At 49.8% G+C, this 25,534-nt stretch carries 18 protein-coding genes and 2 pseudogenes; 1 reads left to right on the forward strand and 19 read right to left on the reverse strand.

The window, feature by feature from the left end:
- Nucleotides 1–7: 7 nt before the first annotated feature.
- The 5 genes from AC0YOB_RS06830 to AC0YOB_RS06850 all read right to left on the reverse strand — a co-directional run bounded on the left by AC0YOB_RS06830 (nucleotide 8) and on the right by AC0YOB_RS06850 (nucleotide 7,730).
- Nucleotides 8–883, reverse strand: coding sequence for a carbohydrate ABC transporter permease (locus AC0YOB_RS06830; RefSeq protein ID WP_475792125.1), 876 nt, complete (start codon nucleotides 881–883; stop codon nucleotides 8–10).
- A 48-nt stretch (nucleotides 884–931) separates the two neighbouring features.
- On the reverse strand, nucleotides 932–1,879 hold the full coding sequence (locus tag AC0YOB_RS06835) for a carbohydrate ABC transporter permease (protein WP_475792126.1): 948 nt from the start codon (nucleotides 1,877–1,879) through the stop codon (nucleotides 932–934).
- Entirely contained in the window at nucleotides 1,876–4,962 is a 3,087-nt protein-coding gene (locus AC0YOB_RS06840) for an extracellular solute-binding protein (protein WP_475792127.1), read from the reverse strand. The genes AC0YOB_RS06835 and AC0YOB_RS06840 overlap by 4 nt, the downstream gene beginning before the upstream one ends.
- 72 nt (nucleotides 4,963–5,034) lie before the next feature.
- Nucleotides 5,035–6,576: an extracellular solute-binding protein gene (locus AC0YOB_RS06845; protein WP_475792128.1), complete on the reverse strand. Its 1,542-nt coding sequence runs from the start codon at nucleotides 6,574–6,576 to the stop codon at nucleotides 5,035–5,037.
- Nucleotides 6,577–6,719: 143 nt separating this feature from the next.
- Nucleotides 6,720–7,730, reverse strand: coding sequence for a LacI family DNA-binding transcriptional regulator (locus AC0YOB_RS06850; RefSeq protein ID WP_475770768.1), 1,011 nt, complete (start codon nucleotides 7,728–7,730; stop codon nucleotides 6,720–6,722).
- A 423-nt stretch (nucleotides 7,731–8,153) separates the two neighbouring features.
- On the opposite strand from AC0YOB_RS06850, the gene AC0YOB_RS06855 reads away from it, so the two are divergent.
- A complete protein-coding gene (locus AC0YOB_RS06855; protein ID WP_475792129.1) occupies nucleotides 8,154–9,521 on the forward strand; it encodes a dicarboxylate/amino acid:cation symporter in 1,368 nt (455 codons plus the stop codon).
- A 122-nt stretch (nucleotides 9,522–9,643) separates the two neighbouring features.
- Here the strand turns inward: AC0YOB_RS06855 and AC0YOB_RS06860 are convergent, their stop codons facing one another.
- The 14 genes and pseudogenes from AC0YOB_RS06860 to AC0YOB_RS06925 form a co-directional block, all read right to left on the reverse strand.
- Nucleotides 9,644–11,899, reverse strand: coding sequence for an ATP-binding cassette domain-containing protein (locus tag AC0YOB_RS06860; RefSeq protein WP_475792130.1), 2,256 nt, complete (start codon nucleotides 11,897–11,899; stop codon nucleotides 9,644–9,646).
- A gap of 315 nt (nucleotides 11,900–12,214) precedes the next feature.
- Nucleotides 12,215–12,613, reverse strand: coding sequence for an SRPBCC family protein (locus AC0YOB_RS06865; protein WP_475792131.1), 399 nt, complete (start codon nucleotides 12,611–12,613; stop codon nucleotides 12,215–12,217).
- Nucleotides 12,610–12,984 carry an ArsR/SmtB family transcription factor gene (locus AC0YOB_RS06870; RefSeq protein ID WP_475792132.1) on the reverse strand — a complete coding sequence of 125 codons (375 nt, stop codon included), beginning with the start codon at nucleotides 12,982–12,984 and terminating at the stop codon, nucleotides 12,610–12,612. The genes AC0YOB_RS06865 and AC0YOB_RS06870 overlap by 4 nt, the downstream gene beginning before the upstream one ends.
- Nucleotides 12,985–13,241: 257 nt before the next feature.
- Nucleotides 13,242–14,639: a Fe-S cluster assembly protein SufB gene (sufB, locus tag AC0YOB_RS06875; protein WP_475792332.1), complete on the reverse strand. Its 1,398-nt coding sequence runs from the start codon at nucleotides 14,637–14,639 to the stop codon at nucleotides 13,242–13,244.
- A 52-nt stretch (nucleotides 14,640–14,691) separates the two neighbouring features.
- Nucleotides 14,692–15,996, reverse strand: coding sequence for a Fe-S cluster assembly protein SufD (gene sufD / locus AC0YOB_RS06880; RefSeq protein ID WP_475792133.1), 1,305 nt, complete (start codon nucleotides 15,994–15,996; stop codon nucleotides 14,692–14,694).
- Nucleotides 15,997–15,998: 2 nt separating this feature from the next.
- Nucleotides 15,999–16,778, reverse strand: coding sequence for a Fe-S cluster assembly ATPase SufC (gene sufC, locus AC0YOB_RS06885; protein ID WP_475788529.1), 780 nt, complete (start codon nucleotides 16,776–16,778; stop codon nucleotides 15,999–16,001).
- A 37-nt stretch (nucleotides 16,779–16,815) separates the two neighbouring features.
- Nucleotides 16,816–18,432 (reverse strand): citramalate synthase, encoded by a 1,617-nt coding sequence (cimA, locus tag AC0YOB_RS06890; RefSeq protein ID WP_475792134.1) that lies wholly within the window; start codon nucleotides 18,430–18,432, stop codon nucleotides 16,816–16,818.
- A 2-nt stretch (nucleotides 18,433–18,434) separates the two neighbouring features.
- Nucleotides 18,435–20,177 (reverse strand): phosphoenolpyruvate--protein phosphotransferase, encoded by a 1,743-nt coding sequence (ptsP, locus tag AC0YOB_RS06895; protein ID WP_475792135.1) that lies wholly within the window; start codon nucleotides 20,175–20,177, stop codon nucleotides 18,435–18,437.
- Between the two features lie 120 nt (nucleotides 20,178–20,297).
- Nucleotides 20,298–20,651, reverse strand: coding sequence for a FadR/GntR family transcriptional regulator (locus tag AC0YOB_RS06900; protein WP_475792333.1), 354 nt, complete (start codon nucleotides 20,649–20,651; stop codon nucleotides 20,298–20,300).
- 144 nt (nucleotides 20,652–20,795) lie between these two features.
- Nucleotides 20,796–20,918 (reverse strand): annotated as a pseudogene (locus tag AC0YOB_RS06905) (GntR family transcriptional regulator); the annotation flags it as partial.
- A 169-nt stretch (nucleotides 20,919–21,087) separates the two neighbouring features.
- Nucleotides 21,088–21,795: a FadR/GntR family transcriptional regulator gene (locus tag AC0YOB_RS06910; RefSeq protein ID WP_475792136.1), complete on the reverse strand. Its 708-nt coding sequence runs from the start codon at nucleotides 21,793–21,795 to the stop codon at nucleotides 21,088–21,090.
- A 105-nt stretch (nucleotides 21,796–21,900) separates the two neighbouring features.
- A complete protein-coding gene (locus AC0YOB_RS06915; protein WP_475792137.1) occupies nucleotides 21,901–23,115 on the reverse strand; it encodes a CynX/NimT family MFS transporter in 1,215 nt (404 codons plus the stop codon).
- Nucleotides 23,116–23,223: 108 nt separating this feature from the next.
- Entirely contained in the window at nucleotides 23,224–24,378 is a 1,155-nt protein-coding gene (locus AC0YOB_RS06920; protein WP_475792138.1) for a 1-deoxy-D-xylulose-5-phosphate reductoisomerase, read from the reverse strand.
- 174 nt (nucleotides 24,379–24,552) lie between these two features.
- A pseudogene (locus tag AC0YOB_RS06925) lies at nucleotides 24,553–25,235 on the reverse strand (FMN-dependent NADH-azoreductase).
- Nucleotides 25,236–25,534: the final 299 nt, after the last annotated feature.

A 25,534-nucleotide genomic window follows, 5' to 3' on the forward strand; every position in this document is an offset into this window, starting at 1 on the left:
CCCTCCTTTACTTCAGACCCGAGTGCGCCATCGTATCCATGACCTTGCTTTGCATGAAGATAAAGATGATCAAATTGGGAATGAACATTATAAGCGCGGCAGCTGCAGCCACCCCTTGGCCGGCCACGTTGTTGCCGACCGTCGTGCTGAGCGTCGTCATATAGAACGCGAACGTCTTGAGCGTCTCTTTGCTCATGTACAGGCTGGACGTCTCCGCGTTGTTCCACACCGTTTGGAACGCCAGAATCGCCACGGTCGCCATGGCGGGCGAGATGAGCGGCATGACGATTCTCGTGAAAATATAGCGGTCCTTCGCCCCGTCCATCTCCGCCGCTTCCAGCAGCTCGTTCGGAATCTGGTCCACGAACTGCTTGACCAGAAACACGCCGACCGGGAGCGCCATCAGGGGCAGCATATGGCCCCAGTACGTATTGATCAGGCCGAGCTTCTCGATGATCAGGTAGCGGGGGATCGTCACCGCCGCCGGCACGAACATGAGCGCGATTGTATTGATTTCGAAGATGACTTTGCGCATCCTGAATTTCTTCTTCGACAGCGCATACCCCGCCATCGCGCTGGTCAGCAGCGATAAGATCACCACGACCGCCGAAACGACGACGCTGTTGAATAAGTACTTGGTCACCGGAATGACGCTCATATCCTTCAAGCTGAGCAGCGAGAGCAGATTCTCGAAGGTCGGCTTGTGTACGAGGAACGTCGGCGGGAACAGGAACAGCTCGTCCAGCGGCTTCAGCGCTTGCGAGAACATGAAGACAATCGGCAGGACCATGATGAAGCCGAGCGGAACGAGAAACAGATAAAATTTCAGCTGTCCGAAGCCGATTCGGCTCGGATTGATTTTATTGCCGTGAAATGAAGCCACCAGACCACCTTCTTACTCGTTTTTGTAGACAGGCGTTCATGTGCGCCCCTAATCTTTCTCGCCGAACAAACGCCAAGCGAGCTTCGAGAATCCGTATATGATCAGCAGAAGGACGACCGAGACGGCTGAAGCGTACCCCATGTCATACCGGATAAAGCCGTAATCCGCGATATGGTTGATCAGCAGCTGCCCCGAATATTGGGGCGTCGGGTTCGTGCCCGACAGCTGCACGCCGATCTCCCCTGCCTGGAACGTGCCGACGACCGCCATGACCGCACCGAACAGCATTTGCGGTTTCATGGAAGGGATTGTAATATACCAGATCTCCTGCAGCCGGTTGCGGATTCCGTCGATGTAGCCTGCCTCGTACATTTCCTTGTTGATATTCAGAATGCCGGCCAGCATCGCGAGAAATCCGACGCCCATGCTGTTCCACAGTGTGACGATCACCATGATCGGCATGAGATAGTGCGGCGACTGCGTCCATTGGATCGGTTGTTGAATCAGATTCAGCTTGAGCAGAACCGAATTCAGATAGCCGGCGCTGTCGCCGCTGAATAACGTCAGCCAGATGACCGTCATCGCCACGCCGGCCGTCATCGACGGCGAGTAGAGCACCAGCGCCAGCACGGTCCGCGGCTTCCGCGAGATTTGGGAAAGCAGCCATGCCAGGAAGAAGGACAGGATGTAGCCGCCAGGACCGACGAGCAGGGCGAACTTGATCGTATTCGGCAGGACGTACATCATGAACTCGCTGTCCTGTGTCAACAGATTCACGTAATTCTGCAATCCGATGAATGCCGGACGCTGCACCGTGTTAAAGTAGGTGAACGATAACGCAATCGCTGCACCGACCGGAATGATGATAAAGAGCGAGAACAGGATCAGGAACGGACTCAGGAACAGATAAGCCGACAGCTCTTCCCGCAGCGAATGCTTCATTTTCTTTTTCACGGCAGGCCGTGCTTCCGCCTTCAGGACGGTCATTTCACTCATTTATCATTGCCCTGCCTTTCCGCACCGGGGAGCGCCGGTACCTTGAGCGGCTTAACCCAGGCGCCGTTCTTCATAAAACCGAACTCCTCCAGTTTTTTCGCGAGCTCGCGGTTGGTCAATATCGTCGCGTCCTCGATCGCGCGCCGCGGATTGACGCCGTCGAACACGATTTTGTTCCATGCATCGCTGAGCTGCCGCTCCAGCATGTAATCCCCCGGAATATGCGGCGTATCCTTGAGCCATTTCCACTGCTCCTGCACGACCTTGATGTCCGAGGAAGGCCACGCCATCTGCTGGAAGGCTTCCAGATTCGCCGTATTCCACATGAAGGTCGGACCGTAAATCGTCTGCATCCGGTTGCCGAATTTCACCTGCGTGTCGGTGGAAGTCCACCATTGAAGCAATTCCCACGCATCCTGCTGCCGTTTGCTGTTTTTGAAAATAATCGACGTCTGCGCCGTTCCCGCTGCCCAGCGTTCGACCGTATCGTCTTTGCCGGCCACGCCGGGCATCGGCGCGATTTTCCAGAGACCGCTGATTTCGGGCGCTGCCGACATCAGCTGGATGTAGGTCGTGAAATTCGAGATCCCGATCGGCAGGCTGCCGTCGCGGAAGTGATTATAGAAATTCGGCACGTTGAGCGGCAGGTTGTACACCGTGAACAGATCCGTCATTTCCTTGATCCCCGCGATTGCCTGCTCGCTGTCGATCGCCGTCTTGGCGCCGTCCTTCGTAAACAGCTCGCCGCCATGCTGATAAATAAACGGAGACGTCAGCCAAATTTGCTTGTTGCCGCCCGTTTGCGCCAGCGGATCATAGAAATTCAGTCCATACCGCTGCAATTCCGGCAGCAGCTTCTTCACATCCTCCATCGTATCGGGGATCGGCAGATGAAGGGCGTCCATAATATCCTTGCGATAGTACAGCACCCAGAAATCCTGGGTTTCCGGCAACGCATACGTGCCGCCGTTGAATTGGTAGGGAAGCATCGTCCCCGGAGCGAACCGCTTCATGACCTGATCGTAGTCCGGAAATTGCCTCAAATCGGTCAGCGTCCCGCGTACCGCCAGGTTGAACGGCGTCGTCGTGTTGATCGACAACGCGGCATCCGGCGAATTGCCCGCGGCATTGGCGAGAACGAGCTTGGTCTCGTCGGGCATCAGGGAGAACGAGACTTTGATGCCCGTCTTCTTCGTGAACTCCTCGTTCGCCAGCTGCTGCATCGCCATTACGTATTGGCGCGGACGATTGACCCAAATTTGCAGCGCATCGTCCCCGTTGTCGTTGATTTTGCCATAGTCCTTGGTGAAGGACCCGAAAAAGACCGAGAGATACGAATTCATCCGGCTGAAGAAACTAGCTTTCGCGTGCGGCAAGCCCTTGTCCGTATAGACATAGAACCGGTCAAGCATCAGCGGTTGATTGGGCAGCTTCGCCAGCGTTTTTCCCAGCAGCTGCATGACGGAATTGGAGCCGCCTGTCAGCTGGTCGGTCTTGTAGGGAATCGCGTTCGGATTCGCCGCGAGCGCACGCAGGATCCGTGCCGAAATGACGAGCGACTTGGACGCTTCCGTCGTTTTGCCGATGGCGGCCATCAGCCCGGCGTTGCGCTTCTCCAGCATTTCGGCATATTGCGTAAGCCGCGATGCCGCATCCGGAATCTGATCCGTCAAATCCCAGTCCCGATTCGTATCCTGGGTGTTGCCCGTCGCCATCTTCAGCTCGATGATGAAGTCGTTGACGCCTTTCATCGCTTCCTGAATCGCGCGGATCGTCTCGCGGTACGGCGTATCGTTGGCTGTGAGCGTCAAGGTGTGCTCGCCTGCCGTCAAATGAAAGAGAAACGGCTGCTCCCGCTTGTCCGACGCGTCGCGGTTGGTCCAGTCGGAGACATAGGGAAACGCTACTTCCAGCGCTTCCTGAAACGGAAGATCATCATCTATGCGCATCGAACGAAACACCGGCATGTCGGTTCCCGTGTCGCTTGTAATCGGCCCCTGCTTGTATTTGAAGGCGATGCGGTAATTGCCCTCCTGCGGCACCTGGAACTTCCAGGTTACGCTCTGCCCGCTGACCTGCCACGAGTCGCCGCCGAGCGCATTGAGACGAAGCATTTTGCTGCTGAACGGAACCGCGGAGGGATTGCCGTCCGCTTGAGCGCGTATGAACGGCTCGTTTTTCATGACGATGTCTTCCGCCTCTACGGCAGCTATGTAGGATGGGGAGTCGGAACCCGATGAGCGATGATAATCGGCGTAATTTGGCAGCTCTGCCGGACTTGCGATGACGACATTGCCGAGTAAAACCGGCTCGCTGACGAACGGAAGCGTAACAACATTGTCGCCCGCCTCAAAATGAAACAACAGCGGAAGATCGTCCGCGGATGCCGGGGCTTCCACGTACTGGGTACGCCAGCCCGGCAGCATCTCCTGGTCGGGCAGCACGTCATTGCCGAGCAAATCTTGCGCGAACGGATAGCGGCTGTTCTTCCAATACTTCGGAAGCTCGAATTGGCGCGCTTGAAAATACGGGTACTTGCCGCCGATTTGAATTCCGCGCTGTATGGCGATGACTTTATCCGTAAGCGGATAGTAATCCAGCTTCACTTGATAGAGTCCGTCTTGCGGAATCCGGACATGGAAAGAAATCGTGGACGTCTTCTCGTCCCACCGGAAGACCGGCGAGCCGTAATCGCTGCTGTCCGCCGCTGTCGTCAGCTGCGCCTCGCGTCCGTCGACGGTGAACGCCGACGGCGCAACCGCCGTATGGAAGCCGGATATTGCTTGAATGCCATCCTTCTCCCATTGCTGCAGGACGTCGAAGTAATCATCCCCTACGACCTCCTTGACGCCTTCTTCCTGCTTTTGCCCCGCGCCATGCTCGCTGTCGGGCTTGGTTTCGGAATCGTTTTTATCCGGGCTGCCGAAAAGCGCATCCAGCACATCCGAGTTGTCAGTATCCGTATTGCCGCCGCCCCCGTCTTCCGCGTAAGCCTTGGACACGGTCGCCGGCGCTTCGGACAGACAGACGACGCCCAATAGCATCGCCACGGTCAAAATGACGGCTACAAGCCTTCTCATCATGTCCTTGCTCCTTTACTGCCAAATGATAGGCTCCTTCCCTTCCATGCGAAGAAAAGGAGCCAGCTTAAGCGGTTACTTGGTTGCCGCGTCGATTTGCGTTTTGTTTTTGTCGAAAATATCCATCGCTTTTTGCTGAATATCCTTTGCAACATCTTCCGGCTTCACTTTTAGCGTAACGAGGTCCTTTTTCGTATCGTAAGGATTGAGCACTTTATCGATGATTTCCGCATCGCCCGGCAGCCATTTGAAGCCGTCGACGAAGCCGTCGCCGATCATCGAGATAACGTCTTTGATTCCCGGCGCCGTGAACGTCGTTTTCAGGTAAGCGTCCCAAACGTCGCGGTCGCTGACCAGCGGCATCGTCGAGATCGGTTTTTCGATCTCATTGATGCGCTGCAGCCAGCCATCCTTGGAGAAGGTCAGCCATTTAATGAATTCATAGGCTTCTTTCGGATGCTTGGTATTCGCCGCCATGCCGATATAGTCCGTGATGATCGGAACGCGCTGGCCCTTGTCGGCCGGCAGCGGCATGAAGTCCCATTTGAACTTCGCGTTTTTGGCCAAGTCGGCGAAAGCCCAATTCGCGTCGATTTTCATGCCCACTTTGCCGGCCACGAAGCCGCTCTTGTCCTTGCCGTACCATTTGTCCTGCTCTATGCGCTCGTACAGATCCACCGAGGTTTTGTCATTGTATACGATGTTGTTGATCCAGTGGATCGTGTCGGAAAACGCAGGATTGTCGAAATTGAACTTCGTGCCGTCATAGGTGAGCCAGCCGAGAGACGGATCGAACTGCGGGACGAACGACTCCCGGGCGCCGACGATGTTTTCCACGCCGAATTGGTGGTCGCTTACTTTCGTCAGCTTCTTCGCGATGTCCTCAAATTCATTCGTCGTCCAATTCTTCTTCGGCAGCGGAATGTTCTCTTTATTGAAGAGATCCACATTGATCAGAACGCCCGTCATGAACATTTGATGCGGCAGCATATACTGCTTGCCGTTATACTGGCCCGTTTCGCTCAGATTGCTGAAAATCTTATCCGGACTGTAATCGGGATCGGTCTCCAAATAAGGTCCCAAGTCGCCAAGCCAGCCGTTGGCCACGTTCGCCGGCCCGTTAAATACGAAGAAAACGTCCGGAAGCTTGCCCGCTGCGGCCGCTGCGCCAAGCTTCTCGTCCCACGGCCAGGTAACGGATTTGTCGATTTCGATTTTGATGTTCGGATGGGATTTCATAAAAGCGTCAATCTTCTTCTGCTCCATCACGGGATCGCTCCAAGTCGCAAACTTGAGCGTTACGAGCTCGTTCGAGAAAGAATCGCCCGCATTGGCTGCCTCGCCGGTATTGGTCTGCGTCCCCGCGTCTGCGGCATTGGTTCCGCCATTTGCGGCATTGCTGCCGCCATTCGTTGCGTTGGTTCCGCCGTCCGCGGCATTGACTCCGCCATTCGTTGCGTTGGTTCCGCCGTCCGCGGCATTGACTCCGCCATTCGTTGCGTTGGTTCCGCCATTCGCGGTACTGGTTCCGCCATTGTTTGCATTATTGCTGCCGCAGCCGGCAAGCAGACTAACCAGCATGATTGAAATCAGGATTGCGCCAACCGTTTTTCTCATCGACTTTTCCCCCTACAAAATAACGAGCCTCTCAGCCTCGCTTTAATGGTATGGCTTCCCGGAACGGAGTCCGGGTTGCGTATGTAAGCGCATCCAAATCCGGTAATAGCGCGCCGCCGAAGCTGGCGCCTATGACGATAGTATCAAGTGGATATCGTATTTTTCAGTTGCATTCCACAAGATTCCCTAACGACCAGTTCAGTATCCAGCATGATCTTCTTGGATTCTTCCATGCCGTCATGAAGCGCTTGGAATATCGTATGCGTCACGAGCGAACCCCACTCGCGCATCGGATGCTTGATCGTCGTCAGAGCCGGACGAACATAGGAGGACAGTTGAATATCGTCAAATCCCACGATGGCTACATCCTCGGGGACGCGGTAGCCGGCTTCCGTCAACGCCTGGATGCAGCCGATCGCCATCTCATCGTTTGCCGAAAAAATCGCCTCAGGAACTTTGCCGCTCATGATCAACGCCTTGGCAGCCTGATACCCGCCCTGTTCAGTGAAATGCCCCTGGGCCGTATAGGAGACCTGAAAAGAAAGCCCCGCATCCGCAAGCGCGCTCTTATACCCTTCGAATCGCTTTTGGTTATTGTAAGAACTGACGCCGCCGCTTAAATATCCGATATTCCGGTAGCCTTGAGCGGCCAAATGCATGGTTGCGTTGTATGCGCCTTGAACGTTATTGATCAAAACCTGATGCACGTGATCCGCTTTAAGCTCCCGGTCCATAACTGCGATCGGAAAGGACTTGGATGCTATTTGCACGAGCAGCTCATCCGGAATCGTAGGACCGAAGATAACCGCAGCATCAAAAAGCTTTTCCTGAAGGAAGCGGCTGGACGAATTCCGGTCAATCCCCGTGCTGCAAGCGATGAGATCATATCCGTTGGACTCGACGACTTCTTGAAGCCCTTCAATAACCGAACTGAAGAACGGTCCGCCGAAACCGGTCACGAACAATGCGATCGTCTCGGTCTTTCTGCGCTTCAAATTCCGTGCCGTCGCGTTCGGCCGATAGTTGAGCGCATCGACAACGGACAGCACTTTCAGTCTGGTTTGTTCGCTGACCCGAGAGTCGTTATTCAATACGTACGAAACCGTTGAAACGGCGACTCCCGCTTGCTTCGCAACATCCTTGATGGTGGCCATTTACACCCCCCTTTCGAAATTATTTTATCTTTCATCGAATCGTTTCGAATCACTTTTTTACTATAACCGAATAATAAAGCGATTTCAATACCGTTTTTGGCTTAATTTTCTTCAAAATATTGCGGTTTAAATTATCTGATCCATTTTCTTCGAAACGATTCGATCAACCTCCAGCCCAAGAACCGATATTTTCATGCAGGCTAATCCTGAAATGTCAGAGCTGGAATCGTCTTGATATTATTTTGATACCACAACGCGCTAAAAGGATTTTACCCAGTAATTTTAGCAGAATTAATTTTTAGTACTTTTCCGTAACATATGTCAGTAAAATAAAAAAACATTTGACTTTCTGATTGGAACTTTGTACATTGAATTTGCAAATCTTAATTCATATAATATCACTGGGTTTAGGAGGGTTTAAAGATGAACAACGTTGAAAATAACTTGCTCTCTGCCATCGAAACAAACGGGTACAGCTTCGTTATATCCCTTATTGTATTCGGTTTTCTGTTCTTCCTGGCGCGAAGACGGGTAAGCTTCGGCACACGGGTGCTGGTCGGACTCGGGCTCGGATTGCTTGCAGGCATTCTGTTTCAAAACCTGGAAGGCTTCGAAATCAAAGGGATCAGCACGTTCGGCAGCATCTATGTCAGCTTAATCCGCATGCTCGTTATTCCGCTTGTATTCGTCCTCGTGCTCAACAGTATCGCGTCGCTGACCAGCCTCGACTATTTGCGTAAAATCGGCTTCAAGACGTTCGCCTGGTTTCTCGGAACAACCGGTATCGCTTCGGTAATCGGCCTGTTGGTTGCCCTGCTGTTCAATCCGGGAGCCGGTATTGAGCAGACTGTACCGGCAGATTTTGCCGCCCGCGAGATTCCGACCTTCTCGGAAGTTATTCTGCAGCTTATACCGTCCAATCCGTTCAACGAGGCTGCGGAAGGCAAAGTTGTCCCGATTCTGATCTTTGCGATTTTCCTCGCTGTTGCAATCATTAAAGTCGGTTCCAAAAACGCGGAGGCCGTAAAACCCGTCCGGGATCTGATTTCATCGTTGACGCAGGTGCTGCACCAGGTCGTCAAATTTGTTATTCGCTTGACTCCGTATGGCGTATTCGCCCTAATAGCGGGAGTTGCGGCGCGTTACGGATGGGACACCCTGCAGGAGCTCGGCAGCGTTATCGTCAGCTCTTATGTCGCTCTAATCATTCATTTCGTGCTTGTATTCGGCGGTCTCGTGCTGCTTGTCGCCAAAGTGAATCCTTTTAAATTTTTCCGCAAAATTTACCCGACCATCGCTGTCGCTTTCACCACCCGCAGCAGCTATGCAACGCTTCCGGTCAATCTGGAAGTCATTACGAAGCGGCTTCATGTCTCCCCGCGCATCGCCAGCTTCGTTGCTCCGCTTGGTGCATCGGTCAACTTCAACGGCTGCGGCGGCGTGTGGCCAGCTATCGTGGCGGTATTCACCGCTCAAGTATTCGGCATTGATTTGACGGCGACCGACTATATCATTCTCGTGCTGGTCAGCATCATCTCTTCAATCGGCGTTGCCGGCGTCCCCGGTCCGGCCGTTATTTCCACGACCGTTGTGCTCACGGCACTTGGCCTGCCTCTTGAAGGAATCGCGATCGTCGCAGGCGTGGAAGCGCTCATCGACATGGGCCGCACAGCCGTTAACGCGACCGGGACGACGGTTACCTCCCTGCTCGTGGCAACCTCTGAAGGCGAGTTCGACCGCGAAGCATTTAACCGTGACGAAGACGAAGATATTGCGCTGAATGCTGTTTAAGATTTGCGCGGCTAGCCCTGATCTACAGAAAAAAGGTATATTCTCTCCATAGAAACTGGAGGGAATGTACCTTTTTATCTGGCTTGACATCTATGAATTCTCATTCGTATCCCTTGACCCGATTACATCAAGTATCTTCCCGTGATCGACTGCTCCGCATGGATGATCTGCGGAGGTGTGCCCTCGAACACCACCTGGCCGCCCTTGCTGCCTCCGTCCGGTCCCATATCGATGATCCAATCCGCCTGGCTGATCACATCGAGGTTGTGCTCGATGACGATCACCGTATTGCCGGCATCCACGAGGCGGTTCATGATTTCCAGAAGGTGACCGATATCCGACATATGCAGACCGGTCGTCGGCTCGTCCATCACGTAGATGCTGCCCTTCTTGTGAAGCTCGCTTGCCAGCTTGATGCGCTGGCATTCCCCGCCCGAGAGCGTGCTGAGCGGCTGGCCGAGTGTAATATAGTTCAGCCCCACATCACTCATCGCCTGGAGCTTGCGCACAACCTCTTTTAGCTGAAAAAAATCCAATGCCTGCTCCACAGTCATCTCCAGTACTTCTGCAATTGACCTGCCGTTCAGCTTGTACGCGAGCACCTCTTCCTTGAAGCGTCTGCCTCCGCATACTTCGCATGGCAGCTTCACGCTGTCGAGGAATGCAAGATCTGTATACACAACACCCAGCCCTTGGCAGTTCTCGCAAGCCCCCTTGGAGTTGAAGCTGAACAAGCCTTGGCCCACCTTATTCGCGGAAGCAAACGCCTTGCGCACATCATCCATAATGCCCGTGTAGGTCGCGGGATTCGAACGTGTTGATACCCCTACCGCCGATTGGTCGATAACGATCGCATCCGGATGCTGACTGAGAAATACGTCGCTAATCAGCGTACTCTTGCCCGAGCCGGCGACGCCTGTAACGACTGTCAGCACTCCGACGGGAATATTTGCACTTACGTTTCGCAGGTTGTGCAGCGTGGCATTTTTGATGGACAGCTTGCCGGACGGCTGCCTGCAATCTTCCTTCAGGCGGAGCTGCCGATTCATATGGGTGCCTGTAAGCGAACCCGCTTCAAGCAAGCCTTGGAAGCTTCCTTCATACACGATGGTACCGCCGCGGCTGCCGGCGTGAGGCCCGACATCAACGATATGATCCGCCACCTTGATCACATCGGGATCATGCTCGACGACAATCACGGTATTACCCTTGTCGCGCAGCTTCTGAAGCAGCCCAACCAGCCGGTGTACATCACGGGGGTGCAAGCCAATGCTGGGCTCATCGAAGATGTAAGTGACATCCACCAGACTGCCGCTCAGATGCTTCACCATCTTGACGCGCTGCGACTCGCCGCCGGACAACGTATCCGTCTCGCGGTCAAGCGTCAAGTAGTCGAGTCCGATATCCACCAGATGCTGCAGCCGCTCTGTCAGCGATTTGGCGACAGGCGCGGCTGCGCGATCGTCAATCTCCCGAATGACGCGGATGAGCTGTCCGACCTCCATGGATGACATCTCCGCAATGTTGAGTCCATTGATCCTGCAGCTGAGCGCAGCCTGGCTGAGTCTCGCGCCGCGGCAGCTGGAGCACGGGCCCTCGGAGATGTAGGGCGCAACAGTTTTTTGCGTGCGCTCGGACTTCGTCTTCACATCCTGCTTGATGTACTTGTTGGTGAACTTCTCGATGATGCCTTCCACTGTAATATTCATTGCCTTCCCGGCGAAATCCATCTCCACTTTCCTCGCCTTGGCAAACAGCAGCTTATCCAGCTCCTCTTCCGAATAATCGCTCAGCTTCTTGTCGAGATCGTAGGACCCCGACTGTACGATCATGTTCCATTCCCAACCGTTTACCGCATAGTCCGGCAGCATGATTGCCCCTTCATTCAACGACCTTGATTTGTCGATCGCCTTGCTCATGTCGACGCCCAGCCTGCGGCCGATCCCGTTGCACTCGGTACACATGCCTTGCGGATCGTTGAACGAGAACATGTTTGCTTGTCCAACATAGGGCTGACCTACACGGGAGAAGAGAAGACGGAGAATGGGAGAGATATCGGTAATCGTGCCCATCGTGGAATGGGAGCCGCCGCCCAGCCGCTTCTGATCCACAATAACAGCCATGCTCAGGTTCTCGATCGCGTCCGTATCCGGCTGCGGATAGCGGGGCAGGAAATTGCGCACGAACAAGCTGAAGTTCTCATTCAGCAATCGCGTGGATTCTGCGGCGATCGTATCGAAGACGATCGATGACTTGCCGGAACCGGATACCCCGGTGAAGATCGTGATCTTCCGCTTGGGAATGCGCAAGGATACGTTCTTGAGATTGTTTTCCCTCGCACCCGAGATGACGATATACTCCTGATTGGATTCGCTCATGCTTAACATCCCTCCGATAGCGTGAATTTCTACTTATTATTCACATTGTACCATTCATCCTGCATAGAAAGCCGGCCAGTCCGAACTTGCTTGATATTGTTCTAATCAGGGAGGTGATGCGATAGCTTCTCTCGGCTTGGACAGTAGGACGATCACACACCAGTTTTATCCATACGCACTTCGGCTCTTGGAATTAGACATAAACCGGCTGCAGACGACATGCAGCCGGTTTATATTGATTCGGATCAAGCAGGGTTCAACAATCGTCCCGATTCATTTAGCATGGTGAAGGATTAGGATTGGTGCCGAATGCGTTTATTGCTCCAGCGCGTTTTCAAACCCGCCGAACCAATTACCCCAGCCATATCTGGCGCCTTCGAGTCCTTGCTCATTTGTGAACCCGGTTTGATCGAGATGAAGGTTAACCTTTCCGTCTCCTAAATCCTTCAGCGTCCAGGCGACCGTGTGCTGCTCCCCTCCGCTGGCCCAGGTATAGGACAACCGGTTTGGTTCGTCCACGACCAGCACTTCGCCGTCTATAATGCCATCCCAATATTCGGACGGCTCAGTGCGAAACTGAAAACGGTGTCCGACGACGGGCTCAAAATCATTTTCCATGATCCACTTGGCAAGCTTGCTTGAATCAGTTAAAGCGGACCAGGCCTTCCCGATCGATGTCGTGTACTGAAAATCCATGGATAATGCTAAACTCATTCTTCTTCCTCCTCTAATAGTTGGCTCAAGCGGAGCATATTCGTACTCCAGAACTTGCTGTAGAAAGCCACCCAGTCTTGAATTTCTCTGAGCGGAGAGGCGTTCAGCCTGAATCGCGTTTCTCTACCGACTTTTCGGTCAAGCGCCAATCCGGCCTCTTTAAGGATTGTCAAATGCTTGGATACCGCTGTGCGGCCCATTTGAAACTGTGCCGTTAATTCATGAAGCGGTATCTCCTCCGCCTCTGCCAACAGACGAATCAGCCGGCGCCTGGTTGGATCTGCAATCGCGTCAAACACATCCCGCAACTGGTTGTCCCCGTTCACAACACCCTCTCCTAAATATTGCGTACTCGATTGTTTCCTCCTCATAATAATTTCAAATTTTCAAAAGACCAACTCCTGATTGGACACTATTTGGTGTCTATTTAATTATAGGTCACCATTTGGTGTCGTGTCAACACCATTTTTCAGCTTCAGAAAATCTGTCAGTCAGCATGTATGTCAGCAGTTGGTTTCATGTCATTTGGCTCCTTGATTACATAATAAAATCTACCGTTCAATAATGCCGAAGCTTTATGATCAATTAGGCAAAAAAAAATCCGCTATAAAAGCGGATCTGATGATCATTATCCGATGCTTCCCTCCATCTCGAATTTGATCAGTCGATTCATCTCAACTGCATATTCCATAGGCAATTCCTTCGTAAACGGCTCGATAAAGCCCATCACGATCATCTGCGTAGCCTCAGCATCGGTTAATCCCCTGCTCATCAAGTAGAAAAGCTGCTCCTCGGAAACCCGGGAAACTGTCGCTTCATGTTCCAATGTGATGTTGTCATTCATGACTTCATTGTATGGAATCGTGTCCGAGGTTGATTCATTGTCCATGATCAGCGTATCGCATTTAATATTTGATTTTGAGCCCTGGGAATTACGCCCTAATGAAGTAAGACCGCGGTAATTCACCTTACCGCCATGCTTGCTGATCGACTTCGAGATGATGGTGGACGTTGTGTCCGGGGCTAGATGAATCATTTTGGCTCCGGTGTCCTGATGCTGATTGCGTCCAGCGACAGCTATCGATAACACCGAGCCTTTTGCACCGCGGCCCTTAAGAATAACGGCCGGGTATTTCATAGTCAGCTTGGAACCAATATTGCCATCCACCCATTCCATATTTGCATTCTCTTCCGCAACTGCCCTCTTTGTCACCAAATTATAAATATTGGGCGCCCAGTTTTGAATCGTGGTGTACCGGACTCGCGAGTTCTTCTTGCAAATAATTTCCACGACGGCACTATGGAGCGAATTCGTACTATAAATGGGTGCCGTGCAGCCTTCTACATAATGGACAAAGCTGTCCTCGTCTGCAATAATCAAAGTCCGTTCGAACTGGCCCATGTTTTCCGAATTTATGCGGAAATACGCTTGAACGGGGATTTCACATTTAACCCCCTTTGGCACATAGATAAAGCTGCCTCCAGACCAAACCGCGCTGTTCAGTGCGGCGAACTTATTGTCCGTATAGGGGATAATGGTGCCGAAATACTCCTTAAAAATATCCGGATGCTCGCGCAGTGCCGTATCTGTATCCGTGAAGATTACGCCTTGCTTCACCAGGTCCTCCTGCATGCTATGGTAGACAACTTCGGATTCATATTGAGCGGATACGCCGGCCAGGAACTTCTGCTCCGCTTCAGGGATACCCAGCTTATCAAAAGTCTGCTTAATTTCAATCGGAACCTCTTCCCAGGTTTTCCCTTGGTTCTCTGAAGGCTTGACATAATACTGAATATCGTCGAAATCCAGATCATCCAAGCGCCCTCCCCAACGGGGCAATGGCATTTTGAAAAACTGCTTCAACGACTTCAAACGAAAATCGAGCATCCACTGCGGCTCGTTCTTCATACGCGAAATTTCTTCAACGATTTCTTCGGTCAATCCTTTACCGCTTTGAAAAATATTCTTGTGTTCGTCTCGAAATCCGTATTGGTATTCTTCCATTTCAGGCATTTTTTTAGCCATCATGAGCACACTCCTTTAGATGATAAAGCCTTAATTAAACCCCGGGATACTTTCAATTGCGCAGTTTCCGTTCAATCCAGTCGTATAGTTGCTCTTCGATGTGCTTGAGCGGTATCTCCTGAACAATGGAAAGCAAAAAACCTAAGATGATCAGTTGTTCCGAATCACGCCTTGTTACACCGCGACTCATCATATAATAAATTTGTTCGGCATCTATTTTCCCAATGCTTGCCCCATGGCCAGCGTAAACGTCATTCTCATCGATGAGCAAAATCGGATTCGCATCGCCGCGTGCCAGATCACTGAGCATAAGCACCCGCTCAGTTTGTCCCGCATCTGCTCCGGATGCCCCTTTCTCAATCCTCGTATACCCATTAATAATCGCCGTGGCCTCATCTTGGACCACTGCCTTCACCAGCATGTCGCTTGGCGTATTTCTTCCGTAATGAATCGCGCGCGTCGTCAAATTCAGCTTCTGGGCTCCGGTGCCGATTGAAATCACCTTGGCATCTGAACGCGAACCATTTCCCTTCAGTATGGAGCTTGTATCTGACATCGTATTGCCTGCATTCAATTCTCCAATCGTCCATTGCATAATGGCGTCATTGTCCAGCCTGGCCCGGCGATAGATCAGAGCGGTTGTTTCTCCGCTCAAGTTGTGCACGGAAGCAACATGCACGCGCGCGCCCGGTTTGACGACCACCTCGACAACTCCATTATGAACGGCATTGTTATTCCGGCCGGATAAATAATGATCAACATAAACAACCGAGCTATTGTCCTCTGCAATGATCAATATATGAGGCGCAAAGGTCGCATCCGAATGTTCCGACTGGAATATCGCTTGCAGCGGCACCGTTACCTCAACATTTCGCGGAACATAAAGGAATACCCCGCCACTCCATAATGCCGCATGCAGGGCAGTAAGGCGATTCTCATCTGCCTTCACCACAGACATGAAATGAGTGTGCACAAGAGCTTCGTGTTCACGAAGAGCCGTCTCCATATCTGTAAAGATAACGCCTTGTTCTTCCAATGTACCGGTTTGGTTCTTCCAGAGGAGTCCGGAATCACGGTGCACCATGACAGGATTCGAATTCGGATTTCCACCTATTAGTTCCTTTACTTTTTCAGGCAAATCATTGTAATTGTCCAATAACTCAGGTGTATGGTAAAGACCATACGAATCCAGGCTCCAACGGTCTATTCGTGTCTTTTCCAGTTTCGGAAGTTCCAGTTCGCCCGCCAATTCAAGGGCACGAAGGCGAAGATCGGTCATCCAGGACGGCTCTCCCCGATTTCGGGATAACTCGGCTGCTGCATTGGAAGTTGTAGGAAGGACAACGGAAGTCTTCATCGCTATTCCACCTGCCCAACTGTTTCATCTGTGATGCCCAGTTCTTCCTTAATCCAGTCATAACCCTCCGCTTCCACCTTATGAGCAAGCTCCGGGCCGCCGGATTTAACGATGCGTCCCTGCATCATGACGTGTACATAGTCGGGTTTAATATAGGTCAGCAAACGCTGATAATGAGTAATAATCAAGAAAGACCGTTCCTCTGTTCGCATTGCATTCACACCATCGGCCACAATGCGGAGTGCATCAATATCCAGACCGGAATCAATTTCATCCAAAATGGCGACTTTGGGCTCCAGCAGCATCATTTGGAGAATTTCATTTCGTTTCTTTTCGCCGCCCGAGAATCCCTCATTCAAATAGCGGTGGGCAAACTCCGGATTCATCTCCAGATTTTTCATCCGGGCTTCCATTAGACGAATGAATTTTATAAGTGATAGTTCCTTACCCTCGCCGCGGCGAGCATTCATTGCACTTCGCAAAAAATCGGCATTGGTTACGCCGGTAATCTCACTCGGATATTGCATCGCAAGGAACAATCCGGCCCCTGCACGTTCGTCCACATCTATTTCAAGCAAATCGACCCCATCGAGACTCGCGAATCCATCGGTTCCATCATATTTCGGATGTCCCATGAGAACAGAAGCCAGCGTGCTTTTACCAGTCCCATTCGGGCCCATTACGGCGTGGACTTCACCTCCATTGATCTCGAGATTAATGCCTTTCAAAATTTGTTTGCCTTCGATCGATGCCTTCAAACCGTTTATGATCAATTTTGTCATGAATATTCTTGCTCCCTCCTGTTTAATTCCTATGGGATTAATGGTTAACCAAACCCCTATCTTGATTAGGATTGTTATTTAAATGACTGGCTGACGCTCTTCCAATCAGTGCATAACGGATGCTGTCAACCAGAGCATTCCAGCTTGCCTCGATGACATTCCCGGATACGCCCACTGTGCTCCACGTACTTCCGAAACCTGAGGATTCGACCAATACACGCACTTTAGCCGCAGTAGCATCCTTCTCATCCAGCACACGTACTTTGTAATCGGACATGTGCATCTGCTCGATTTGCGGATAGAACTGGTGTAATGCTTTACGAAGAGCACGATCGAGCGCGTTGACCGGGCCGTTACCTTCCGCAGCCATATAAACGGTTTGTCCTCGAACTTTCAATTTCACTATCGCCTCCGATTTGACGCCATTGGAGGAAGCCTTTTCAACGAGGACTTTAAACGATTCTAATGTGAACATTTCTTCAATTTCGCCGCTGCCCTCTCTGAGCAACAATTCCAGGGATGCATCCGCTCCTTCAAATTGATAACCTTGATGCTCCAAATCTTTGATTTTATTCATAATCAACCGCGTTTCGCTGCTCTCCAAATTGATGTTCAATTTCATCTCCTGGGCCTTTACAATGATATTGCTTTGCCCCGATAGCTCGGATACAAGAATTCGCTGTTTGTTGCCCACCAGCTCAGGAGCGATATGCTCGTACGTTTTCGGATCCTTCATAATGGCAGATACATGAATGCCACCCTTATGCGCAAAAGCGGCAGCTCCGACGTACGGCTGATTGACAGGCATGTGTACATTGGCGATCTCGCTCACAAATCGTGCACTCCCGGTTAATAAGGCGAGCTGTTCATCACTGAAACACTCATATCCCAGCTTGAGCTGCAGGTTGGGTACAAGCGAGCATAAATTCACGTTGCCGCATCGCTCTCCGTATCCGTTAATGGTGCCCTGAACCTGACGGACTCCGGCCTGCACAGCTGCCATCGTATTCGCTACAGCCAGATCGCAATCATTATGAGGATGCAAGCCAAGTGGCGTGTGAACAAGCGTCCGGACATGAGCCACAATCTCCGCGATTTCGCCAGGAAGACTGCCGCCATTTGTGTCACATAACACAATCCAATCCGCACCGGCTTCTTCGGCTTTGCGGATCGCAGCGATGGCGTATTCCGGGTTCCGTTTAAATCCGTCGAAAAAGTGCTCGGCATCGTAAATGGTTTCCATTCCTTTATGCTTCAAATAGCGAAATGAATCATAGATCATGGCCAGATTCTCTTCCAATGTGGTTTGCAGAGCCGTTGTCACTTGATAATCCCATGATTTGCCCACCAAGGCTGCCGTACTGACCCCGGATTCCATAATTCGATTTAAATTAACATCATGCTCCGCTATTGTGTCCTTACGCCGCGTACTGCCAAAAGCCGTTACTTTTGCCCGCAGCTTCAAGTTCCTCGCACGTTCAAAAAATTCGATATCCTTTTTGTTGCTTCCAGGATTGCCGCCCTCAATATAATGAACGCCAAGCTCATCAAGCTTGCGCGCAATTTTTATTTTATCCTCTGCAGTAAAGCTGACACCTTCACCCTGCGTTCCATCACGAAGCGTAGTATCGAATACAAAAACCTGATTGCTCATCTTTATTTCCTCCCAATAGGAATAGGATTAGTCATATAGCTTGTCAATTGCTGCATAACCTGCTCACTATCGGTGAGACCAAGAATATGATTCACAGTTGCTTCAGCATCTGCAATGGATATCTCACCAATTCTGTCTTTCACTTTTAGAACCGAACTATTCCCCACGCTAAACTCTCGCAGCCCAAGCCCTAGCAATAAAGGAACCGCTGCTGGATCCCCTGCCATTTCACCGCATAGACTGACAGGAATTCCAGACTGTTTTCCCGTATCCAATGCTCGTTTAACCAGACGGATGACTGCCGGATGATACGGATCATGCGAGGTGGCTATTTTATCATTCATGCGATCCACAGCTAATGTGAATTGAATCAGATCATTCGTCCCAATGCTGAAAAAATCCACTTCATGTGCGAACAAATCAGCCAGCAGGGCTGCTGCAGGAACTTCAATCATCATGCCAATTTCCAGATGCGGGTCGTATGCCATCCCCTCTTTCAGGAGTTGTGCCTCCACTTCCTTCATGAATACCTTAACTGCGCGTATTTGTTGTAAGGATGAGATCATCGGATATAAGACCTTCACTTTTCCATACATGCTGGCCCGCAGGATCGCCCGTAATTGGGTCTCCAGTAAATCAGGCTCCCCCAGACAAAATCGTATGCCACGGTAGCCAAGTGAAGGGTTTTCCTCCAGGGGAAAGGAATAAAAGCGGACTTGCTTATCCCCGCCAATGTCCATTATCCGGAACACAAGGGGCTTTCCTTGCAAAGATTGGATCGCATTGCGATATATGATAAACTGTTCTTCCTCAGATGGCGGGGCATAGCGATCCATGAAGAGATACTCTGTACGAAAAAGCCCAATCCCGTCTACCCCCAATTCAAGAGCCTCCACGATTTCATCAGGCATACTAATATTTGCGGAAAGCTTGATGACCTGCCCATCCAGGGTTTGAGCCGGTTTTTTTCTCGTTAAGTCTAATCGTTGTTCTAACACATGTTTTCCATCAATGTAGCCAAGATACTTACACCATTCCTCTTGGGTTGGTTCAATACAAACCTCTCCCTTATCTCCGTCTACAATAATCATCTCATCATCTCTTATATGTGACAGTGCGCTTCCCTCAACCCCCACGATAACGGGGATTCCTTTTGAACGCATCATGATGACAGTATGCGAGGTCAGTCCGCCGGTTTCCAATATGACTCCCATAACTTTGTCAATCGTTAGTTGTGCGACATCCGAAGGCGCCAATTCGTCCGCAATTAATATCACCGGGTGTGTCAGGCGATGACTAGCCGCAGGCATAATACCCAGGAGCTTCCGTATGACACGTTGTGCAAGATCCCTCACGTCTGGAGCACGTTCTTTCATATAATCGTCATCCAATTTTTCAAAAATATTTGAAAACTCTCTCGTCACATGCTCGTAAGTCCATTCAACATTCATCAGCTCTTTCGATAAGCGCTGCTCAACTTCAGCAATAATAGCCGGGTCATACAATAAAGAGAGATAAGCATCGAATATAGCCGCCTGTTCAGCTCCCATTACGGAAAAGACCTTTTGCTTATCCTGTCTTATTTCTTCGGCCGCAGCATCAATCGCACGCTGCAGCCGCGCCGCTTCATTCTCAATCTGTGAAATAGAAATTGTATATTGAGGAACGGCTAACTTAGCCTTATTCAACATATAGCTTTTTCCTATCTCAATACCTGGTGATGCCGAAATGCCTTTGATGATCATGAGCATTCCCCCTTTCATCCATCATGAACTGCAGTTAGCACAATGTGTTCATTAGATTAAAAGCCAGCAACATAATATTCATGATATCATCTGATGTTTAAAGGCGTGATAAACAAATGGTTATTTCTGCTGATCAATGGTTTCATTCAAATTCTTCAACGTCCATTTTAAAGCCTCGTCCACATTTTTATCCTTAATGGCCTGGTATAGGTTTTCATGAAAGAAATGCTTCTTATACAGCATTGTATTTGCATCCAGGATGATGGATGCAAGCGATCGAAATAAATCAGCCGCTATACTGTTTTTACTGGCAACAGCTACAGAGAGATGAAAGGCAATATCTGCATTCAGATAACTTCGCATGTCCCCTGCATGCAACGCCAGAATACATTGATCCAATGCGCTTCTCATCTGCGCAATATCCTTGTCTTCTCGCCTTAGAGCTGCCAATCCGGAAATCTCCAGCTCCAGCATTCTCCTTACCTCATACACGTCCAGAATCTCCGCTCTTCTAAGCCGGTTGAGTAATGGCTCCTGAACAACTGGCCTGGCAATCAAATAGGTACCGAATCCTTGTTTTTTCTCAAGCAGCCCGGCATGAACCAAAACCCTTACCGCTTCCCGGATAGTCGAACGTCCTACACCGAATTGTTCCATCAGTTTAGGCTCAGTCGGAATTTTCTGCCCGTATTGCATTTCACCTTCAGAAATTTTCCTTTGCAAGCTGTTTAACCACCTCATCAACCAATTTCGGTCGATTCAAGCTCGAAACAGTTCCTTTGATTTCATTTCACCCTCTCCCGGAACGAAAACAATGTCTATCCGCCCCGTTCATTATGAATTTGGCTTGCCATTCCACCCATTCCAAATTCATGATATCATCTGATGTTTCAGGATACAAGAGAACGGCTTACTCCTGTTGAAGAAAAGCTTTTAGCTGCAATACCGTTTTATCTAAATTTTTTAATGTCCAATGTGCCGCTGCAGTCACATCTTTATCCTTGATAGCCTGGTATAAATTCTCATGAACAGGATGCTGCGGATCGTGGATATTCGGATCCTTAGCCAATTTTTGAAGCGCATCTGAAAGCACAGAAGAGAAGGATTGAAACAAATCTGCAGCAACGCTATTTTTACTTGCCTTTGCTATCGACAAATGAAAGGAAATGTCAGCATTTATATAGGCGTCCATATCGCTCTTTTGCAATGCTTGCAACCGTTGGTCCAATGCGCTGCGCATGTTTGCGAGATCGTTGTCGTCACGGCGCTCTGCAGCTAATTTTGAAATTTCCAATTCCAGCATTTTACGTACTTCATAAACCTCCAAAATCTCTGCTCTGCGCAACCGGTTTGACAAAGGCTCCTGAATGCCCGAATTTGTCGTTAAATACGTACCAAAGCCTTGCTTCTTCTCCAGTAAACCGGCATGGACCAACACTCTTACCGCTTCGCGTACAGTAGATCGGCCTACACCAAATTGTTCCATCAATTCGGGTTCTGTGGGAATTTTACTACCCTGCTGAATCTCCCCATCGGAAATTTTCTTTTGCAGCTGATTAACAACATCATCCACCAGCTTCGGACGGCTTATGGTATGAAATGAAATTTTCGAATTCATCTAATCATCTCCTGTTTGAATCATAACATAACAGAACCTCTCGAACAACAGACTGTTGATTAAATGGATGGGACCTCACAGCATACGTAAACGCTGTTGGTTTGCTCATGGATTTTCCTCTTCGATTACTCGGCTGCGACCGGAAGCAATACCAAAAATAAGCATTAGAATGGTTATGACGAGCAGCACGATAAGCGGAACCTTCCATCCGTTGGTCAAATCATGCAGATAACCGAAAAGTATAGGTCCTGCCGCGGCCAACAGATATCCTACCGATTGAGCCATCCCGGATAATTCAGTTGCGTCATGCATGTTTGTAGTTCGCAATCCGAATAATGTCATCGCCAGACTAAATGCAGAGCCTGCACCGATTCCTATAAAAATAGCCCAAAGCATGACCAGATGATTTCCGGAAAGCAGCCCCCCAATACCAACGAAGAAGAAGATTGCCGTCAGGAAAATAATGCCGATTTGATTGTTCATACGCCTAGCCAAAATAGGCACGAAAAAAGTAACGGGAAGCAAAGCGAGCTGCATAATCGAAAGTATCCACCCTGCGTAGTCCGAGCTTATCCCTTGGGTTGTGAGAATCTCTGGCAACCATGAAATAAAGATAAAGAATAGCATGGATTGCAGCCCCATAAAAAGTGTCACATGCCAGGCGAGAGTGGACTTCCACAAATTCGTCCGCTTTTGGCTCGACGTCGCTATCCTCGCTTTTTCTTGCTGGCGCCCCAGTTGAGGAATCCATAAGAGAATGGCTATCACAGCAAGAAGTCCCCATAGACCCAAAGCTCCCTTCCAGCCTAAACCTGTCTGGTTGGCCATCGGCACACTAATTCCAGATGCAATAGCGCCGCCAAGATTCATCGCCACCAGATAAACGCCAATCATTATTCCGATTTTCAAAGGATACTTTTCCTTGATCAGACTTGGCATTAATACATTGCAAATGGCTATTGCCAGACCTAAAAAGACCGTCCCGATCAGCATAAAACCGATATTCCACGCTGAACGCAGCACAATGCCAAGAATCAGCAGGAGCATCGATCCAAACAGAACAGAGGATATTCCATATCTGCGGGCCATCTTCGGCGCAAACGGCGACATCAAAGCGAATGCGATTAGAGGAAGAGTGGTAATTAAGCCCGCCAACGTATACGATATGCCTAAATCCTCCTGGATGGTCCCTATTAAGGGACCTACCGAAGTTAACGGGGCGCGTAAATTGGCCGCAATCAAAACAACTCCCAGGAGAAGCAGCCAGGCGGGAAAATTGGATTCCGAATGAATGGAGTTGATATTAGGTTTGGATTTCATTTATGCTTCCTCCATTTCTATCGATTAAGTCTTCAAAATAAAACATTAGACTTCAATTATTCATCTATTCATCAGATGTTTGGGAATAGAATTCTCCCTTGCATAGGGTCAACTTTGCCGCTTGATTAATAATTCCGCCTTTTCTCTTGCCCAGGCATCTGCATGAAGAATATCTTCTAATTGAGGATTTTGAATATTATGATGACTCGACATTACCTCATCCAATATTTTTTCAAAATCCGAAAAACACGCTTCGTTTCTGCGGTAAGAAAAATTGACGACCTCATTCGCGGCATTCAAGACAGCCGGCAACGTTCCCCCTTGTTTCCCCGCTTCGAAGGCGTAACTCAAACATGGGAAGCGGGCCATATCCGGTTTTTCAAAATTGAGTTGTGAAATCAAGGATAAATCAAGTTTGGGATAATCGCTTATAAGACGATTGGGATATTCAAGCGCATATTGAATCGGCACTCGCATATCGGGCATGCCCATTTGAGCAATAATAGATCCGTCAACGAATTCCACCATAGAGTGGATAACACTTTGCCGATGTATCAACACTTCGATTTGCTCATACGGGACTTCAAACAACCAATGCGCCTCGATGACCTCAAAGCCCTTATTCATCAATGTGGCGCAATCGATCGTTATTTTTTCTCCCATGCTCCAATTTGGATGCTGAAGGGCATCACTGGCCCTCAATCCCGTCATTTCCTGCTTGGTTAAATCTCTGAAGGCTCCTCCCGACGCTGTGATAATCAGCCTTGACAGGTGATCTCTCGCCTCTCCATTCAAACATTGATATATGGCGGAATGCTCACTATCAACAGGTATAAGCTTACAGCCCTTTTCCTTGGCCAGTTTGGTTACTACACAGCCTGCTGCTACCAATGTTTCTTTATTGGCAATAGCCACGTCTTTTCCTGCATGAAGGGCCTTGATCGTCGGTATAATACCTGCTGCTCCCGTGACAGAGTTCATCACCAGGTCCGCCTCTTCACAGCACGCAACATCAATCAGCCCCTTCTCTCCATAACAAACAATTACGGAGTCATCTACCTGAGCTTTAACTTTTCGCGCCAGTTCGCGATTTCCTACGGACACGATTGTCGGGTGAAATTCATGAGCCTGCTCGATTACATCATCAATCCTTTGGTTTGCGGCTAATCCGATTATTTTGAATCTATCCGGATGCTTTCTAACCACGTCCAACGTAGACTTGCCAATTGAACCGCTCGAACCTAAAATGCTGATCTTCTTCATGACAGCCTCCTTGGAGATCAAGGTGTATCGATTAGATTGTTCGCGCTGCTGCAACAGTAAGTCTTCAAGGACAACTTTATACTCGAAGGAGCTCCAATTATGAAAAAATTAGAACTCCTTGATCAAGCCGCCGTTTCTTCTTGAAATGCGCCCCAAGCCGCAAGAAGATTGGTCTTAGAAATGTTTTGCGGCTTCGCGGGCTTTCGCAACCGCTTTGTCTTTAATTTCTTGCGTTTTATCGGAGTGTGCGGCCATCCCTTCTACATAAACGGCCTCGAAGCTTGGTACGCCCAGGAATTTCAATGCAGCATCAAGGTGGCGGTGAGCCATTTCGAAACCTGCGTATCCGCCTTCGGACAATACGCTGCCGCTTGCCTGGATTTGGAATGCTTTTTTCTCAGTGAGCAGACCAACTGGCCCATCAGCTGTATAGTGGAATGTTTTTCCTGCTACAAAGATGGAGTCGATGTACGCTTTAAGCACTGGCGGGTAAGAGAAGTTCCAAACCGGGTTCACAAAGATGTATTTGTCTGCTTCCAGGAATTGATCGACCAGTTCACCCAGACGGCCGACTTTGGCTTGCTCGGAAGCGTTTAGTTGATCAAATGCAGTACCTGATTGCAGTTTGCCCCAAGCGCCGAACACTTCGCTGTCAAGAAAAGGAATTTCCGACTGAAACAGGTCAATATGAAAAATATCATCGTTGGGATTTGCAGCATGGTAAGCATCCAGGAACTCTTTACCAACGGAAAGACTGAGGAGCCTTCAACACTGCTTGGATTAGCTGTGATGTACAATACTTTTTTTCCTGGTATTTCGGGATTAGTGGAAAAAAGAGAGTTCAATCTGTTCAACATGAAAAAACACGTCCTTTTGATAAATTTGGGGTAATGAAAAAAAGCTTCGACAAAGCTCGCTGCAGTGTGCTTCCGCGTTCAAACATATAACGATGCTGCGATTCCTTTTGTGACATCGGCGTACCATACGCTTTAATTAAATTCCATATATTTATATAAATGTATTAAATTTTATTTAATTCTTTAAGGTCATTATTTTTATAATCCGTCATCGTATGAGTTTGTCTCCAGAGTCAAAATGCAAAATGGCCATCCCTTAAGGGATAGCCACCTGTCAGCATAGAAAGGGAAGTCTGGGT

It is taken from the genome of Paenibacillus sp. JT31N17, assembly GCF_056269255.1.